This is a genomic window from Micromonospora sp. NPDC047467, from assembly GCF_040643095.1.
GTDB lineage: Bacteria > Actinomycetota > Actinomycetes > Mycobacteriales > Micromonosporaceae > Micromonospora.
The window spans coordinates 886,337-901,083 of record NZ_JBEYTO010000002.1 but is presented as its reverse complement, the minus strand read 5'-3'; the positions used below and the strand labels follow the sequence as shown (position 1 = coordinate 901,083).

The following is a 14,747-nucleotide window of genomic DNA, read 5'->3' as shown; positions in this document are numbered from 1 at the left end:
GGCCAAGATCTACCTCCCGCGATACCGAAAAGGCGCGTTCGTCCCGCACTGACACAACCCGCCCGCCGACACGTCCGGGGCCGCAGCAGGCGTCAGCGCAGCGGCACCCTCGGCGGCAGGGGTTGGTAGGGCGGGTAGGGCGGCGTGCCGCGCCGGTTCTCTTCGCGGGCCGGGTCGGCGAGCTTGGCGAGCCGGACGGCCAGCAGCAGACCCGGCACGGTGGCCAGCAGGGCCAGCGCGACCGCCACCCGGGTCTGCTCGGGAGTGCCGTTCACCCAGCCGACCAGCGGCAGTCCGGACAGGAGCACGGTGAGCAGAAGGTTGCCCACGGTCCATCCGACCCAACGGCCCGGCGCGCTGCCGAGCCACGGGACCAGGAGCAGGCCCGTCACCGCAAGCGCGCCCAACGGCAGGATGACGAACAGCACCATGACCACGACGCCGCCGTCGTCGTCGCGGGGCCAGGCGGCCTCCAGCACAAGGGCGGCCAGCAGGATCGGCAGGGCACCGGCGATTCCCCACCAGCGGCTTCCTCCACCACGTCGGATCGCCACGTGACCGGCGATCACGGTGACCGCGCAGCCGAGTAGTAAGGCGAGCGTGGCGGCGAGCAGCAGGTCCGTCTCGCGTCGCACCGACCCGTCGTCGTCGATCGCCGGCAGATCACTCTTGTCGACCCTGTAGCTGGACGGGCCGAGGTGGCCGTCGCGCCGCCAATCGCCGTCCGACAGACGGCGCAGGAAGCCGTCCCGACCGTTTGCGACAAGTACCTCGTGGCCACCGCCGGCGTGTGGATAGACAGCCAACTCGCGGGAGGAGAAGTGTCGGCGTACGTCGCCCGGGCTAGGGTATCGGCGGGCCAACGCCTCCCGCCGTGCGTCCGACACCTCCCAGGCAATCTGCCAGGTCACGCCGGCGTCGTCGCTCTGCTCCACCCGCAGGTGCCCGGGGACCACCCGGTAGCAGCGCCGGGGCTCGTCCGGCGCGCACGCCTGCTGGCGCGGAGAGTCCTGGGCCCGCAGTAGTTGCACCTCGTCGTCGGTGGCGGTTCGCCAGGTGGTCGCGGCGTCGTCGCTGATCGACCACCAGCCGTCGGCCGGCCCGTCGGGCCAGCTACCGTCGAAGCCCGTGCCGACCGCGATCGCCGGGCGACCCTCGAATGTCGTGACGCCCAGCGCGTAGGGGTAGTGGACCGGGCTGGTGGCGGCCACCGCAAGGACTGCCGGCGGCAGGACAACCAGCAGCCGGACCAGCCGAGCCGTCCGGTGCCGCACCGGCCGCACCCGGGCCCGCGTCCAACTCCACCACGCCAGGCCGAGCGCCGGCAGCGTGAACAGGTCGGTCCAGTCGGCCCGGACCAGCGACGGCCCCGCCAGCGCGGTCCAGGCCGAGGAGGCCAACTCAGCGGCGTACCCACTGGATTTGACCACCGCGAACCCGGCACCCACCGCGACCAGGCCGGCCACGGCGGCGATCCGGGCCGGCATTCGCGGCACCACCAGCGTCAGCAACACCGCGACCAGCGGCGGAGCGAGCACCAGGCCCGCCACGTCACTCAACTTGCCCGTCACCAGGCCCGGAAACGCCGCCTTCCACACGTGGTCGTTGACCACCAACACCACCAGGGCTAGCAGAGTGGCCGGGTGGCAGAGCCACGACAGCGTGGTCGGTGCGCCGTCACGTGCTTTCTCGGACCCCGTCATCCCCTCAGGGTCCGGTCGACCCGTCTCGATCCGGACACGGGCCGGTCAGTGTCCGGTACCGACGGTCAGCCGGCGTCGGAGGAGTGCCCGGGGAACAGGTGTGCGCTCGGATCGATGACCACCGCCGCGTTGTTCACGGCCGTGGCGGCCTCGCCGAAGCCGGTGGCGATCAGGCGTACCTTGCCCGGGTACTCGGTGATGTCGCCGGCCGCGAAGACCCGGGGCAGGTTCGTGGCCATGGCGCTGTCCACCAGGATGTGTCGGCGGTCCAGCCGCAGCCCCCACTCGGCGAGCGGACCCAGGTCGGCGGTGAAACCGAGGGCGGCGACCACCGTGTCCACCGGCAGCGTCTCGGCCGCGCCACCACGCACGGTCACCTCGGCGCCGGTCACCGTGCCGTCCCCGAGCAGCCGGGTGACCTCGGCGTTGACCACCACCCGCACCGGCAGCGACAGCACCCGGGCGACCGTCGACGCGTGCGCCCGGAACTTCTCCCGCCGGTGCACCAGGGTCACCGAACGGGCCAACGGTTGCAGGGCCAACGCCCAGTCGAAGGCGGAGTCGCCGCCACCGACGATCAGCACGTCCCGGTCGGCCAGCTCGGCCGGGTCGGTGACGAAGTAGACGATTCCGGTGCCGGGCGCACCGTCGGCGCAGGGCAACGGCCGTGGGCTGAAGCTGCCCAGCCCGCCGGTGACCACGACCGCGCCGCAGGCGAGCTGGTCGCCGCCGGCCAGGCCGAGCACCGGCCGGCCATCGACGTACGAGAGCTTCTCGGCCCTGGTGCCGAGCAGGTACCGCGGGCCGAACGGGGCCGCCTGGGCGACCAGGTTGGACACCAGGTCGCGGCCCTTGACGGCGGGGAAGCCGGCCACGTCGAGGATCAGCTTCTCCGGGTACATGGCGGTGACCTGACCGCCCGGCTCCGGCAGCGCGTCGATCACCGCCACCGACAACCCGCGAAACCCGGCGTAGTACGCGGCGAAGAGCCCGGCCGGGCCGGCCCCGATCACGGCTACATCGACCTCATGCATGGCGTACCGTCGCTTTCCGCTCACGGATCAACGCTTGCTGATCCAGACGGTAAGCGGGTGGCACCGGTCGGGCAAGCATGTCCCGGCGCGCCGACGAGCAGGTCAGGGCAGGCTGAGGGTGGACCCCGAGTAGTCCGAGCCGTCCACGGTGGGCCGACGGCGGCGGAACAGGATCGCCGCCACCACGCCACCGAGCAACCCGAACAGGTGCCCCTGCCAGGAGATCCGCTCGTCGGTGGGGAGGATGCCGACGAGCTGCCACCCGTAGAGCAGGCCGACCAGCAGGAAGACGGCGAAGTTCCACCAGCTGCGCTCGAAGATGCCCCGGGTCAGCAGGATGCCCAGGTAGCCGAAGATCACCCCGCTGGCGCCGACCACCACCGAGTTGGGCGAGCCGGTGAACCACACGCCGAGCCCGCTGACCAGGATGATGATCAGGGTCGACCAGAGGAACCGCCGGGCACCGGCGGCCAGCACGAAGGTGCCGAGCAGGATCAGCGGGATGCTGTTGCTGTAGAGGTGGTCGAAGCCGTGGTGCAGGAACGGGGAGAAGAAGACCCCGTCAAGGCCGTCGATGCGGTGCGGGATGATGCCGGCCGTGGCATCCAGGCCGAAGTCGAGGCCCTGGTCGAAGGCCTCGATGAAGAAGAGGAACGGGACCACCGCGCACATCGCGACGAAGGCCCGGCCGAGCGCGGCGTAGAACGCCTCGGTGCCGAACCGGTGGGGGTCGCCGCTTGACGGGTGCAGTGTCACCCCCCAACTGCTATCAGCAAAAGCGGCCAACCGCCACTCGCGTCCCGCCCGTACGTCCGGTGTACGGACGACGGCGGGGCGGGTGGTCGCCCACCCGCCCCGCCGTGGAGATCGTCAGTACGTGTTGTTGTTCTGGAAGTACGTCCAGGCACCGCAGGGCGTCTTGTACCTGCCCTTGACGTAGCCCAGCCCCCACTTGATCTGCGTGGCCGGGTTGGTCTGCCAGTCGGCGCCAGCGGAAACCATCTTGCTGCCCGGGTACGCCTGGGGGATGCCGTACGCGCCGGACGAAGAGTTGCGGGCCTTGTGGTTCCAGCCGCTCTCCTTGGTCCAGAGCTTCTCCAGGCAGGGGAACTCGGAGATGCCGAAGCCCGCGTCGATCATCAACGCGCAGCCGATCTTGCGGTTGCCGCTGTACTCGGCGCAGGACGCCGGGATGGGCCCGTCGTACGGCTTGGCGGCCTGGTCGGCGGCCTTCCGCTCGGCCTTGCGGGCGGCTGCGGCGGCCTCGGCCTTACGGGCCCGCTCGGCGGCCTCCTTGGCGGCCTGCGCGGCCCGCAGCTTGGCCTGGTACTCGGCGGCCCGCTGCTTGGCGAACGCGACCTGGTGTGCGGCCTGCCGATCACGCTGGTAGGCGAAATCGGCCCGGTCGACCTCGAGGCTGACCTGCTCGGTCAGGCCCTGTTGCTGAGTTTCGCGGTCTTCGCCCAGGTAGAAGCCACCGGCAACGCCCACGGAGAGCAGCGCGACAGCAGCCGTACGGGCGCCCAACCGGCTCCACAGCCGACTCACGAAGTGGTCCCTTCGTCGGGGGCAAGGACACGGCGCGGCCCAGGCCACGCGGGCCGTCAGCCGTGCCGCGAGCGCCCCGACCGGTCTGCCGGTCGCGCCGACGCACCGACCGTCACCGATGGTCGCCATCTCTGGGCAACCGATCACCAACGATCCCCGTGGTGCGTGGGCGCTCGTTGGACACCATCGCGCACAGTGAGGCTGATGGGAAACCAACACGGCCGTTTGTGATCTGCACCACACTGAAAATGTGGACGAAAGCCTACAAAAGCCCCATCAGAGCGGGATGTCCTCCAGAAGATCGGTCACCATCGCGGCGATCGGCGAACGCTCCGAACGGCTGAGCGTGACATGGGCGAAGAGGGGATGGCCCTTCAGTGCCTCGATGACAGCGGTCACGCCGTCGTGTCGGCCGACCCGCAGATTGTCCCGCTGGGCCACGTCATGGGTGAGCACCACCCGGGAGCCCTGCCCGATCCGGGACAGCACGGTCAACAGCACACCGCGCTCCAGCGACTGCGCCTCGTCCACGATCACGAAGGCGTCGTGCAGGCTGCGCCCTCGGATGTGGGTCAGCGGGAGCACCTCGAGAATGCCCCGCGAGGTGACCTCCTCCAGCACGTTCTCGTGCACCACCGCGCCGAGCGTGTCGAAGACCGCCTGGGCCCACGGCGACATCTTCTCCGACTCCGACCCCGGCAGGTAGCCCAACTCCTGGCCACCCACGGCGTACAGCGGGCGGAACACGATCACCTTCTTGTGCCGACGGCGCTCCATCACCGCCTCCAGCCCGGCGCAGAGCGCCAACGCCGACTTGCCGGTGCCGGCCCGGCCACCCAACGAGACGATCCCGATCGACTCGTCGAGCAGCAGGTCGAGCGCGACCCGCTGCTCCGCCGAGCGGCCGTGCAGGCCGAACGCCTCCCGGTCGCCCCGGACCAACCGGACGGACTTGTCCGGCAGCACCCGGCCGAGCGCGGAGCCGCGCGTCGAGTGCAGCACCAGGCCGGTGTGGCAGGGCAGGCCAGCCGCCTCGTCGACGTCGAGCGTCTCGCCGGCGTACAGCTGACCGATCTGCTCCTCACCCAGCTCCAGCTCGGACATGCCGGTCCAGGTCGGGTCGCTGGCCTGGCCGTGCCGGTACTCGTCGGCGCGCAGACCCACCGAGGCGGCCTTGACCCGCAGCGGCATGTCCTTGCTGACCAGGGTGACGTCCCGTCCCTCGGCGGCGAGGTTGAGCGCCACGGAGAGAATCCGGGCGTCGTTGCTCTCGGTGCGGAACCCGGGCGGCAGCACGCCGTCGTCGGTGTGGTTCAGCTCCACCCGCAGCGTGCCGCCGACGTCGTTGGCGGGCACCGGCCGGTCCAGCCGGCCGTGCCGGATCCGCAGCTCGTCGAGCATGCGCAGCGACTGCCGGGCGAACCAGCCCAGCTCCGGATGGTGCCGCTTGCCCTCCAACTCGGTGATGACCACCAGTGGCAGCACCACCTCGTGCTCGGCGAACCGGTGGAACGCCGCCGGGTCGGACAGCAGCACGGAGGTGTCCAGAACGAACGCCTGCCCGGCTGGTCGCGGCTCCTCGGGGTCGACCGGCACGACGGCCGGCGCACGGCGGCTCCGGGTGGCGCGGCGGGTCGTGGCAGTCGCGGCCGGGGTCTGGTCGGCACCGGCGGTGATACGGCGAGTCGTCACAGGCCTGCTCCGACGGATGGGCACCCGGCCACCCGTGTTCCGCCTCGTCCGGTGCCCGGGGACACGGGGTCGGATGCGGAACCCCGTGTGCGAGGTCGCAGATCCGGGCGGACCGGCTGGCTCGGGAGAACCCCGTGCCATGCCTAGACGCTAGCGGCGGCGGACCGTCCCGGCTAGTGCACGATCGTGGATCTTCGGAGACAGCCCTGTTGACACCCCGCCGACGCCGGACGCGGCCGGGCCGGCAGGGGTATGCGGCGAGCCGGCCGGGATGCATGCCCCCTGCGCGCATCCCGGCCGGCGGAGCCACCGTCACCGGTCTGACGTGACCCCGACGGTGCGTGTCCGCCGCGGACGACGCACCGCGTTCGTGGCGCCGGTCGGCGGGACCGCTCGCGGCGGCCCGCCGGCCGGCTCAACCGGTCCGTCGAACGAGCGTGCCGGTCGGGTGCCGCCCCGTGATCGGGGCGGCCGGCGCGGTGAACGACGAGCCGGTGTAGGTGGTGCCGGGGCGGGCCACGGTGCCGGCGGAACGGACCGCGCCCGCCGAGGAGACCGACAGGGCGGAGGCGATCGCCGCCTGGGCGTCGCGCCGCCGCCGGTTCCAGGCGCCCCGGTCGCCGTCGAAGTAGCCCTGCCGGTAACCGAAGCGGTACCCGATGCGGTAACTCAACTGCCCGTGCAGCCGACCGGCCGCGTAGCTGGTGGCAGCGAGCACCAGGACGAGGAAGACCACGAGGAAGGGGCTCATCGGGCGGCCCCAGCCCGGCCCGGACGCCGGGTCATCGCTCCTCCGGCTCGACCTGGGTCGGGTCGGCGACGAGAAGCCGGTCCAGATCGTCGGTGCTGACCTCCTCGACCAGCTCGACGCTGATCCGGCAGCCGTCCAGCACGACCTCGGCCACGGAGGAGCGGCGGATCTCCCCACCGGCGTCGTAGACCCGGACGCTCAGCTCGGGGCAGCCGAGGTGGGTGCGCCAGGCATTCCACTCGGTGCGGTCGCTGACGCTCAGCGACAGGTATCGACAGCCTCGGGCTAGGTAGAGGCGCCACGGGGCACTCAGCCCCGCAGCCACTCCGTCGGCGATCAGCCCGAAGGCCTGGGCTCGGGTGGCGAGCTCGGTCACCACACCCCCCTGGCACCGGGGGCGTGACGCATGCGAGCACTAATCGTCTCATGCACGTGACACACCGTAGGTTGTCCCATGAGCGTGACAGTATCAGCTTTTCGTCTGTTTACCTCGACCACTATGGGCATCTATTCTGCCCGGGTGACACCCCTCAAGAGTGACTCTGGATCGTTTACCTGGAACCCGAGGCCACCGTCACGTCCGCGTGACAGCAGCGTGCCTGAACACACACAGGCCTCCCCTTGGCCGTACCGTCACGGGGTGACTGAGACGGCCAATGCGCGAAAGATCGCCTTCGCCACCTTCGTCCGGCGTGCCCTCGACGAGGCGCGAGCCACCCGGGCCTGGAGCGGCACCGAGGTGTCCCGACGTACCGGCGTCTCCCGCCAGACCATCAACCGGTGGGTCCGTGGCGACTGGGCCAGCGACCCCGAGGCCGAACGGGTGGTCGCCTTCTGCGAGGGCCTCGGGCTGAACCCCGCCACCGCCTTCGCCGCGCTGGGCTGGGACCGCACCGCCTCCGGCCCGCGGGTCAGCCAGCCCGCCCCGCCGATGGACCCGGACGTGGAGGCTCTGCTGCGTCGCCTGGTCGACCCCGACGTGTCGGACGCGGAGAAGTTCCACATCCGCGAAACCATCAGATATCTCGCATACCGCCCAACGCTGCCGGTCGATGTCCGAAAAAGAGGGAATCAGGCAGGGTAGTTCCTCAGATGGCGAAAGAACGCCTGGTCAGGTTCATTCGTTTCCCTCCGGGGCCGGAACGGGCACGCTAGCGTCCCTATTCGTACTGCTTGGGCTCGTCATCGGCGGGGGACGGGACAAGGCCGAACTCAGCCCTGCGGGACAGAAGGAGGGGTCTGTCCATGACCCTGAAGTGGGTGGCAGTCGTGGTCGCCGCGGTGTCGATGACATTGTGGGCGACCGGCAATGCGGTGACCCTCGCGGTCAACGGCGGGCAGCTTCCGCTGTTCGTCAACCTCCTCGCGCTCGTCAGCGCCGGCACGGCGGTCGTCCTGGCCGTCCTCGCAGAGCTGCACGAGCGCCTGAACGACCGGTTGAGCGCACTCACCGACTTCCTGGTGGCCCGGCTCAACGAGATCGAGAAGCGCACCGGGGATCGCAACACCGGTTTCGTGGAGGGCTACCTGTTGAACCACGGCCAGGAGGCGGCGGTGGTGCCGATCGGCCGGCGCGGACGAGGAGCCGCCGAACGCTGACCGCGCCCCCAGCCGAGCGGGGTGCGCTCGGCCAGGAATAGGCCCGCATCGCCGGGGTACGCTGACGCGCGTGCCACCGTTGAATCTGGGCAACCACCAGCCGAAGACCCCGTTGAACGCCGACCAGGCCTGGCAGGTCACCGCCGGCCGGGCCGCCGGGACGGTGCTCTTCTTCGACTTCGACGGCACACTCGCGCCCGTCGACGATGACCCGACCGCAGTGCGGCCCGCCCCCAAGGCGCTGGCCGCGATCGAGGCGTTGGCCCCGGTGGTCAGGCGAGTCGCAATCGTCTCCGCGAGACCTGTCGAGTTCCTCCGCGACCGCCTCGGCGAGCTCAGCGGTGTGGACCTCTACGGCCTCTACGGGCTGGAGCACAGCCACTCCGGCGGCGAGACGGTCACCGAACCCGCCGCCCTGCCCTGGGTGCCGACCATGGCGGAGCTGGCCGACCTGGCCCGGGCTGAACTGCCGCCCGGCACGCTTGTCGAGTTCAAGCGGCTCTCCGTCGCGCTGCACTGGCGGACCGCTCCGCAACTCGGCCCGACCGTGCAGGAGTGGGGGCAGGCGCAGGCCGACCGGCTGGGGCTGCGGGTGCAGGCCGGGCGGATGGTGCTGGAGCTCAAGCCGCCCGTCGACCGGGACAAGGGCATGGTGATCGGCGAGGTGGTTCAGGAAGCCACCGGCGCCTGGTATTTCGGCGACGACGTCTCGGACATCAAGGCGTTCGCGGCGCTGCGAGCCCGCGCCGCAGCGGACCCGGACTTCTTCGGCGTGTGCGTGGCCGTCGCCAACTCGGAGACCGGTCAGGAGGTGGCCGACGCCGCCGACCTGACCATCGAGTCCCCGGCCGCTCTGGGCGACTTCCTCACCCGGGCGCTGACCTACCTGCCCTGAGCTGCGGCTGGCGCCAGCCGCTCAGACGCCGTAACGACGTTGGCGGGTGGCGTACGAGCGCAGCGCACGCAGGAAGTCGATGTGCCGGAAATCCGGCCAGTTGAGTTCGCAGAAGTAGAACTCCGAGTGTGCGGACTGCCAGAGCATGAAACCGGACAGCCGCTGCTCCCCGCTGGTGCGGATGACCAGGTCGGGGTCGGGTTGGCCGCGGGTGTAGAGATGCTCGGAGATGTGCTCGACGTCCAGTACCTCGGCCAGTTCCTCGAGGGTCCCGCCGGAGGCGGCGTGCTCCAGCAGCAACGAGCGGACCGCGTCGGTGATCTCCCGTCGGCCGCCGTAGCCCACCGCGATGTTGACCTCAGCCCCGTCGCTGCGGTCCCGGGTGCGCTCCTCGGCACCCTTGAGCGCCGCCGCCGTTTGGGCCGGCAACAGGTCCAGAGCACCGACGATGCGCAGCCGCCAGGGATTGCCCTCCTCGGCCAGCTCCACCACCAGGTCTTCGATGATCTGAAGCAGCGGGTCCAGCTCGCTGGCCGGGCGGCGCAGGTTGTCGGTGGCCAGCAGGTAGAGGGTGACGTGCCCGATACCGGCCTGGTCACACCAGCCGAGCACGTGTTTGATCTTTGCCGCGCCGACGCGGTGCCCGTCATTCGGGTCGACGAAGCCCATCTCCCGCGCCCACCGGCGGTTGCCGTCGCACATCACCCCGACGTGCCGTGGCACCGGTTTGCCCGCGAGCTTCGCCGTGAGCCGGCGCTCGTAGACGGAGTAGATAAGGTTCCGCAGCGTCATCACCTAGCAGCGTAGCGACCCGCCGGCCGGCTCACCGCCTCGGAGCCCGATCACCGGGGGACAATTCGATGCCGATCATGCCCAGCGTACGGGCAGTGAGCCGGCCGTCGCCGAGCCCCAACTCGACCACGTCGTCGAACACCCGGTCGTCGCGACGGGCCGCCCGGACCGCCGCGTCGACCACCCGCCGACGCCGAGCCAGCCAGGCCGCCACCGAACTGTGCCGCAGGTGGGTGCCGAGGCGGCGGCGAAGCCCGTCGGCGTACCGGCGGGCGGCACCCTCCGGCTCGCGGGCCGCGGCGGCCCCAGCCAGCGCACCGGAGAGCAGCGCGTAGAAGATGCCCTCACCGGTGAACGGGTTGATCAGCGACAGCGCGTCCCCGGCCAGCAGGGCGCGACCCCGCCCCGGCGCCGGCCGATGCGTGGACAGCGGCAGGTGGTGTGCCCGCAGCGCGGTCACCGTCGACAAATCGGTGCCGGGCAGCAGTGCGACCAGCCGGTCCAGCAGGTACGAGCGGCTCAGCGCCTCGCCGCGCAGCACCTCCCCGTACCCGACGTTCGCCCGCCCGTCGCCGATCGGAAACGACCAGGCGTACGCCGGCCAGCGCGCTTTTGACGTCACGATGAGCTGTTCGGGCGGGCCGGGCAGCGCCGGAGCGTACCCCCGGATGGCCAGTGCCAGGTGCCGGTCCGGGTTGACCGGGTGGCCGAGCGCCCGGCGCACCACCGACCCGGCCCCATCCGCGCCCACCACCACCCGACCGGACAGCTCCCCGTCGAGCACCACCCGATCCGCCCGCGTCTCGACGCGGCGGACAGTGTGCCGACGCAGCTGCGCGCCGGCGGCCACCGCCGCCGCGACCAGCCGGGCGTCGAAAACCTCCCGGGGCACGGTGTACGCCGGCCGGGGCAGCGCCCGGGCCACCGCCCCGCCACCCGGGGCGACCATGCGCAGCGCTGGCAGCGGGGCGTAGCCGTCCACCGCCTCGGTCACCCCAAGCTCGGCAAGTACGTCCACCGCGTGCGCGGCGATCCCGTCACCGCACGCCTTGTCGCGGGGAAAGTCGGCCCGGTCCAGCAGCAGCACACTGGCGCCCGCCCGGCGGGCCGTCAGTGCGGCAGCCGCCCCGGCTGGCCCTGCTCCCACCACCACCACATCGAACTCGTCGCCCACCCGGCCTCCTCCCCTCCACCACCCCACCCACTGTGACCCCCGCCACTCAATTCTCCCCCACCCCACCCACCCCACGGCTATCGCCGTGCGGCAGCGCGCCTGCCCCCACCCCCGCGATCTTGCACTTTGTGTCGCCGCTTCGTACCTTTCACGCCTTTCGCCCGGACCGAAAGTGCAAGATCGGCGCGCGGGAGGGCCGGGCGCAGCTCGCGACGCAGGGGCGCGCGGGGCATGGCGCACGGGGGCGCGACGCGGGCACGGGGCGCGACGCGGGCACGGGACACGGGGCACGGCGCGGACGCGGGGTATGCGGTGCGGGGCGCAGGCGCGCCTGGGCGCAGGGCGCGACTCAGCCGCCGCTCATCCCCGCGATCTTGCACTTTCTGTCGCCGCTTTGCGGCTTTTGCAGCCTTACATACCGACAGAAAGTGCAAGATCGACGGGCAGTGGGCGGCAGAGGGGGCGGCGGACGGGGTGACGGTGGGCAGGATCGGGGGCAGCGGGGGCAGCGGGCGGGGGCGGGGTCAGGGTGGGGCGGGGTCAGGGTGGGGCGGGGTCAGGGTGGGGCGGGGTCAGGGTGGGGGTGGGTTCGGGGCTCGGGCTGCTCGGTGGAGGCCGTAGAGGGTGAGCGCGGCGGCGGCGACCAGCGGGGCGCCATCACGGACCAGGCCGTCGACCCCCAGCAGCCACCAGCACAGCGGCAGGTCCACCGCCAGGACGACCACCGTGACGACGACCAGCAGGCCGCGTGCCCAGTGCTTGCCGCGCATCAGGAAGGCGGTACAGAACAGCACCGCGTAGCTGGCCGAGATGCCCGCGCCGAACCAGAGGAGCACGGCAGGGACGGCGCTCAACCGACCGTCCAGGATGGACCCGCCGGCCGCCAGTGCCGGTACGAGCATCAGTGGGCTGTAGGTGAAGGCCGCCACCCGACTGGTCAACAGCCAGCCGCTCGCCTCTGGCCGGCGTGGTGGGATTTCCCGCCAGGAGATGCCGGCCCGGTCGATGACCAGCCGTGGCCGGTACCGCACGAGGTGCCCGGCCAGTGCCGACGAGCGGTAGAGCAGCCAGACCACCGCCACACAGAGCGCGGCGAGTACGGCGAAACCGAGCAACCCGGGCAGCGGCGGCACCCCCTGCCGGGGCACGATCAGCCGGCCGACAGCGAAGATCGTGGTGACGGCGAGGATCAGCCCGAACGGGCGGGCCACGGTCCGGCCCCGGCGCACGTGCCCGATCAGCAGCAGGAACCCGAACGAGCGCAACATCGCCCAGCCGGTGCGTACGGCCAGACCGAAGCCCTGCTCCGGGGCGTACCACCAGTTGAGCAGCTCGACCACGACGGTGGCCGCCGCCGTCGTCGCCAGCAGGATGGTGAGCACCCGGACGGCGGACGGCCGCCGGACCTCGGTCTCGGCGGCCGTCCTCATGGAATCTGATGATGCCCGTGGCGGGCGATGTTCACACCTACCGTTGTGGCTGCGCGGCGTCCAGACGGGCCCGCAGCGCGTCCAGCTCGGCCCAGAGCACGCCGGGCAGCTTGTCACCGAACTTCTCGAACCACTCGGTGATCAGCGGCAGCTCGTTGCGCCACTCGTCCGGGTCGACCTTGAGCGCGATCCGAACGTCCTCCGGGGTCATGTCCAGGCCCTCGACGTCCAACGCGTCGGGTGCCGGAACCATCCCCACCGGGGTCTCCACCGCGTCGGCAGTCCCCTCGATCCGCTCCACGACCCACTTGAGCACCCGGGAGTTCTCCCCGAAGCCCGGCCAGAGGAACGAGCCGTCCTGGTCCTTGCGGAACCAGTTGACGTAGTAGATCTTCGGCAGCTTGGCCTCGTCGCCGTCGGCGCCCTTGCCCATCTCGATCCAGTGCCGGAAGTAGTCCCCGGCGTTGTAGCCGATGAACGGCAGCATCGCCATCGGGTCCCGCCGGACCACGCCGACCGCGCCGGACGCGGCGGCGGTCGTCTCCGAGGAGAGCGTGGCGCCCATGTAGACGCCGTGCACCCAGTCGCGGGCCTCGGTCACCAGCGGGATGGTGTCCTTGCGGCGACCACCGAAGAGGATCGCGTCGATCGGGACGCCGTTGGGGTCGAAGTACTCGTCGGCGAGGATCGGGCACTGGGTGATCGGGGTGCAGAACCGGCTGTTCGCGTGCGAGGAGAGGCTGTCGCTCTCCGGCGTCCAGTCGTTGCCCTTCCAGTCGATCAGGTGCGCCGGCGGCTCGCCCATGCCCTCCCACCAGACGTCCCCGTCGTCGGTGAGGCCGACGTTGGTGAAGACGGAGTTGCCCCGGTCCAGGGTCCGCATGGCGTTGGCGTTGGTCTTCCAGTCGGTGCCGGGCGCGACGCCGAACAGGCCGTACTCCGGGTTTACCGCGTAGAGCCGGCCGTCCGGGCCGAACCGCATCCAGGCGATGTCGTCGCCGATGGTCTCGACCTTCCAACCGGGGATGGTCGGCTCCACCATGGCCAGGTTGGTCTTGCCGCAGGCCGACGGGAAGGCGCCGGCGATGTGGTGGACCTTGCCCTCCGGCGAGGTGATCTTGAGGATGAGCATGTGCTCGGCGAGCCAGCCCTCGTCGCGCCCCATCACGCTGGCGATACGCAGCGAGTAGCACTTCTTGCCCAGCAGCGAGTTGCCGCCGTAGCCGGAGCCGTACGACCAGATCTCCCGGGTCTCCGGGAAGTGCGAGATGTACTTGGTCTCGTTGCACGGCCACGCCACGTCCTGCTGACCCGGGGCGAGCGGGGCGCCGATCGAGTGCAGCGCGTGCACGAAGTCCGCGTCGTCCCCCATGGCCTCGAGGACCTTCGCGCCCATCCGGGTCATGATCCGCATGGACGCCACCACGTACGGGCTGTCGGTGATCTCGACACCGAACATCGGGCTCTCGGCCTCGACCGGACCCATGACAAACGGGATGACGTACATGGTGCGACCGCGCATCGAGCCGCGGTACAGATCGGTCATCGTGCGCTTCATCTCGGCCGGCGCCATCCAGTTGTTGGTGGGGCCGGCGTCCGCCTCATCGACGGAACAGATGTAGGTGCGCTCCTCGACCCGGGCGACGTCCGTCGGGTCGGTACGCGCGTAGAACGAGTTCGGCTTCTTTTCCGGATTCAGCCGGATCAGCGTGCCGGCCTCGACCAGCTCATCGGTGAGGCGGCGCCATTCCTCGTCGGACCCGTCCACCCACACGACCCGGTCGGGGGTGGTCAGTTCCGCGACCTCACGGACCCAGGCGAGCAGTTTCGGATGGGACGTCGGGGCCTGATCGATACCCCGCACAACAGCCGGAGCAACCATGACACATCTCCTTGTGGTCGACGCTGACCGATCTATGGGATGCACGAGACTCGGCGGCGCCGAATGCGTCGCCTTCGTGGAAACCTGGGATTGGCCTCAGCGTAAACCGGGCAGCCTTCCGAGTCAGTGGGACTGGTTGTGAAGAACTGCACAAGGTGCGGCTTCGCTGCGGTATCACGAGCTGATACCCGCTTTCCTGCGCAGTTTCACGCAAATCTTGTCGTGCACCCCGGCCGACGCGCGTTGC

14 protein-coding genes are annotated in these 14,747 nt (G+C 70.9%); 3 read left to right on the top strand and 11 right to left on the bottom strand.

Annotated elements, in window-relative coordinates:
• Positions 1 to 92: 92 nt before the first annotated feature.
• From ABZ780_RS08415 to ABZ780_RS08385, 7 genes are all read right to left on the bottom strand, one after another.
• Positions 93 to 1,703 (bottom strand): hypothetical protein, encoded by a 1,611-nt coding sequence (locus ABZ780_RS08415; RefSeq protein WP_357485230.1) that lies wholly within the window; start codon positions 1,701 to 1,703, stop codon positions 93 to 95.
• Positions 1,704 to 1,768: 65 nt separating this feature from the next.
• Positions 1,769 to 2,737, bottom strand: coding sequence for an NAD(P)/FAD-dependent oxidoreductase (locus ABZ780_RS08410; RefSeq protein ID WP_357009560.1), 969 nt, complete (start codon positions 2,735 to 2,737; stop codon positions 1,769 to 1,771).
• A 102-nt stretch (positions 2,738 to 2,839) separates the two neighbouring features.
• Complete coding sequence (locus ABZ780_RS08405) at positions 2,840 to 3,493, bottom strand: rhomboid family intramembrane serine protease (RefSeq protein ID WP_357009039.1); 654 nt, start codon at positions 3,491 to 3,493, stop codon at positions 2,840 to 2,842.
• 114 nt (positions 3,494 to 3,607) lie between these two features.
• A complete protein-coding gene (locus tag ABZ780_RS08400; RefSeq protein WP_357009042.1) occupies positions 3,608 to 4,285 on the bottom strand; it encodes a lytic transglycosylase domain-containing protein in 678 nt (225 codons plus the stop codon).
• 276 nt (positions 4,286 to 4,561) lie between these two features.
• Positions 4,562 to 5,977 carry a PhoH family protein gene (locus tag ABZ780_RS08395; protein ID WP_357485227.1) on the bottom strand — a complete coding sequence of 472 codons (1,416 nt, stop codon included), beginning with the start codon at positions 5,975 to 5,977 and terminating at the stop codon, positions 4,562 to 4,564.
• A 415-nt stretch (positions 5,978 to 6,392) separates the two neighbouring features.
• The gene (locus ABZ780_RS08390) at positions 6,393 to 6,728 is read right to left on the bottom strand and encodes a hypothetical protein (RefSeq protein WP_357009047.1); all 336 of its coding nucleotides are present in this window, start codon (positions 6,726 to 6,728) and stop codon (positions 6,393 to 6,395) included.
• 31 nt (positions 6,729 to 6,759) lie between these two features.
• Positions 6,760 to 7,104 carry a hypothetical protein gene (locus ABZ780_RS08385; RefSeq protein WP_357485225.1) on the bottom strand — a complete coding sequence of 115 codons (345 nt, stop codon included), beginning with the start codon at positions 7,102 to 7,104 and terminating at the stop codon, positions 6,760 to 6,762.
• A 264-nt stretch (positions 7,105 to 7,368) separates the two neighbouring features.
• Between ABZ780_RS08385 and ABZ780_RS08380 the strand changes: the two genes are divergently transcribed.
• From ABZ780_RS08380 to otsB, 3 genes are all read left to right on the top strand, one after another.
• Positions 7,369 to 7,812: a helix-turn-helix transcriptional regulator gene (locus ABZ780_RS08380; RefSeq protein WP_357009053.1), complete on the top strand. Its 444-nt coding sequence runs from the start codon at positions 7,369 to 7,371 to the stop codon at positions 7,810 to 7,812.
• Positions 7,813 to 7,973: 161 nt separating this feature from the next.
• A complete protein-coding gene (locus ABZ780_RS08375) occupies positions 7,974 to 8,327 on the top strand; it encodes a hypothetical protein (RefSeq protein ID WP_357009055.1) in 354 nt (117 codons plus the stop codon).
• Positions 8,328 to 8,397: 70 nt separating this feature from the next.
• Positions 8,398 to 9,222: a trehalose-phosphatase gene (gene otsB / locus ABZ780_RS08370; RefSeq protein WP_357009058.1), complete on the top strand. Its 825-nt coding sequence runs from the start codon at positions 8,398 to 8,400 to the stop codon at positions 9,220 to 9,222.
• A gap of 21 nt (positions 9,223 to 9,243) precedes the next feature.
• On the opposite strand, the gene ABZ780_RS08365 is transcribed toward otsB, so the two are convergent.
• The 4 genes from ABZ780_RS08365 to ABZ780_RS08350 form a co-directional block, all read right to left on the bottom strand.
• A complete protein-coding gene (locus tag ABZ780_RS08365; RefSeq protein ID WP_357009061.1) occupies positions 9,244 to 10,014 on the bottom strand; it encodes an isoprenyl transferase in 771 nt (256 codons plus the stop codon).
• Between the two features lie 31 nt (positions 10,015 to 10,045).
• A complete protein-coding gene (locus ABZ780_RS08360; protein WP_357485221.1) occupies positions 10,046 to 11,188 on the bottom strand; it encodes a geranylgeranyl reductase family protein in 1,143 nt (380 codons plus the stop codon).
• Positions 11,189 to 11,760: 572 nt separating this feature from the next.
• Complete coding sequence (locus ABZ780_RS08355) at positions 11,761 to 12,618, bottom strand: hypothetical protein (RefSeq protein ID WP_357485218.1); 858 nt, start codon at positions 12,616 to 12,618, stop codon at positions 11,761 to 11,763.
• A gap of 37 nt (positions 12,619 to 12,655) precedes the next feature.
• Positions 12,656 to 14,500, bottom strand: coding sequence for a phosphoenolpyruvate carboxykinase (GTP) (locus ABZ780_RS08350; protein ID WP_357485216.1), 1,845 nt, complete (start codon positions 14,498 to 14,500; stop codon positions 12,656 to 12,658).
• Between the last annotated feature and the right edge of the window lie 247 nt (positions 14,501 to 14,747).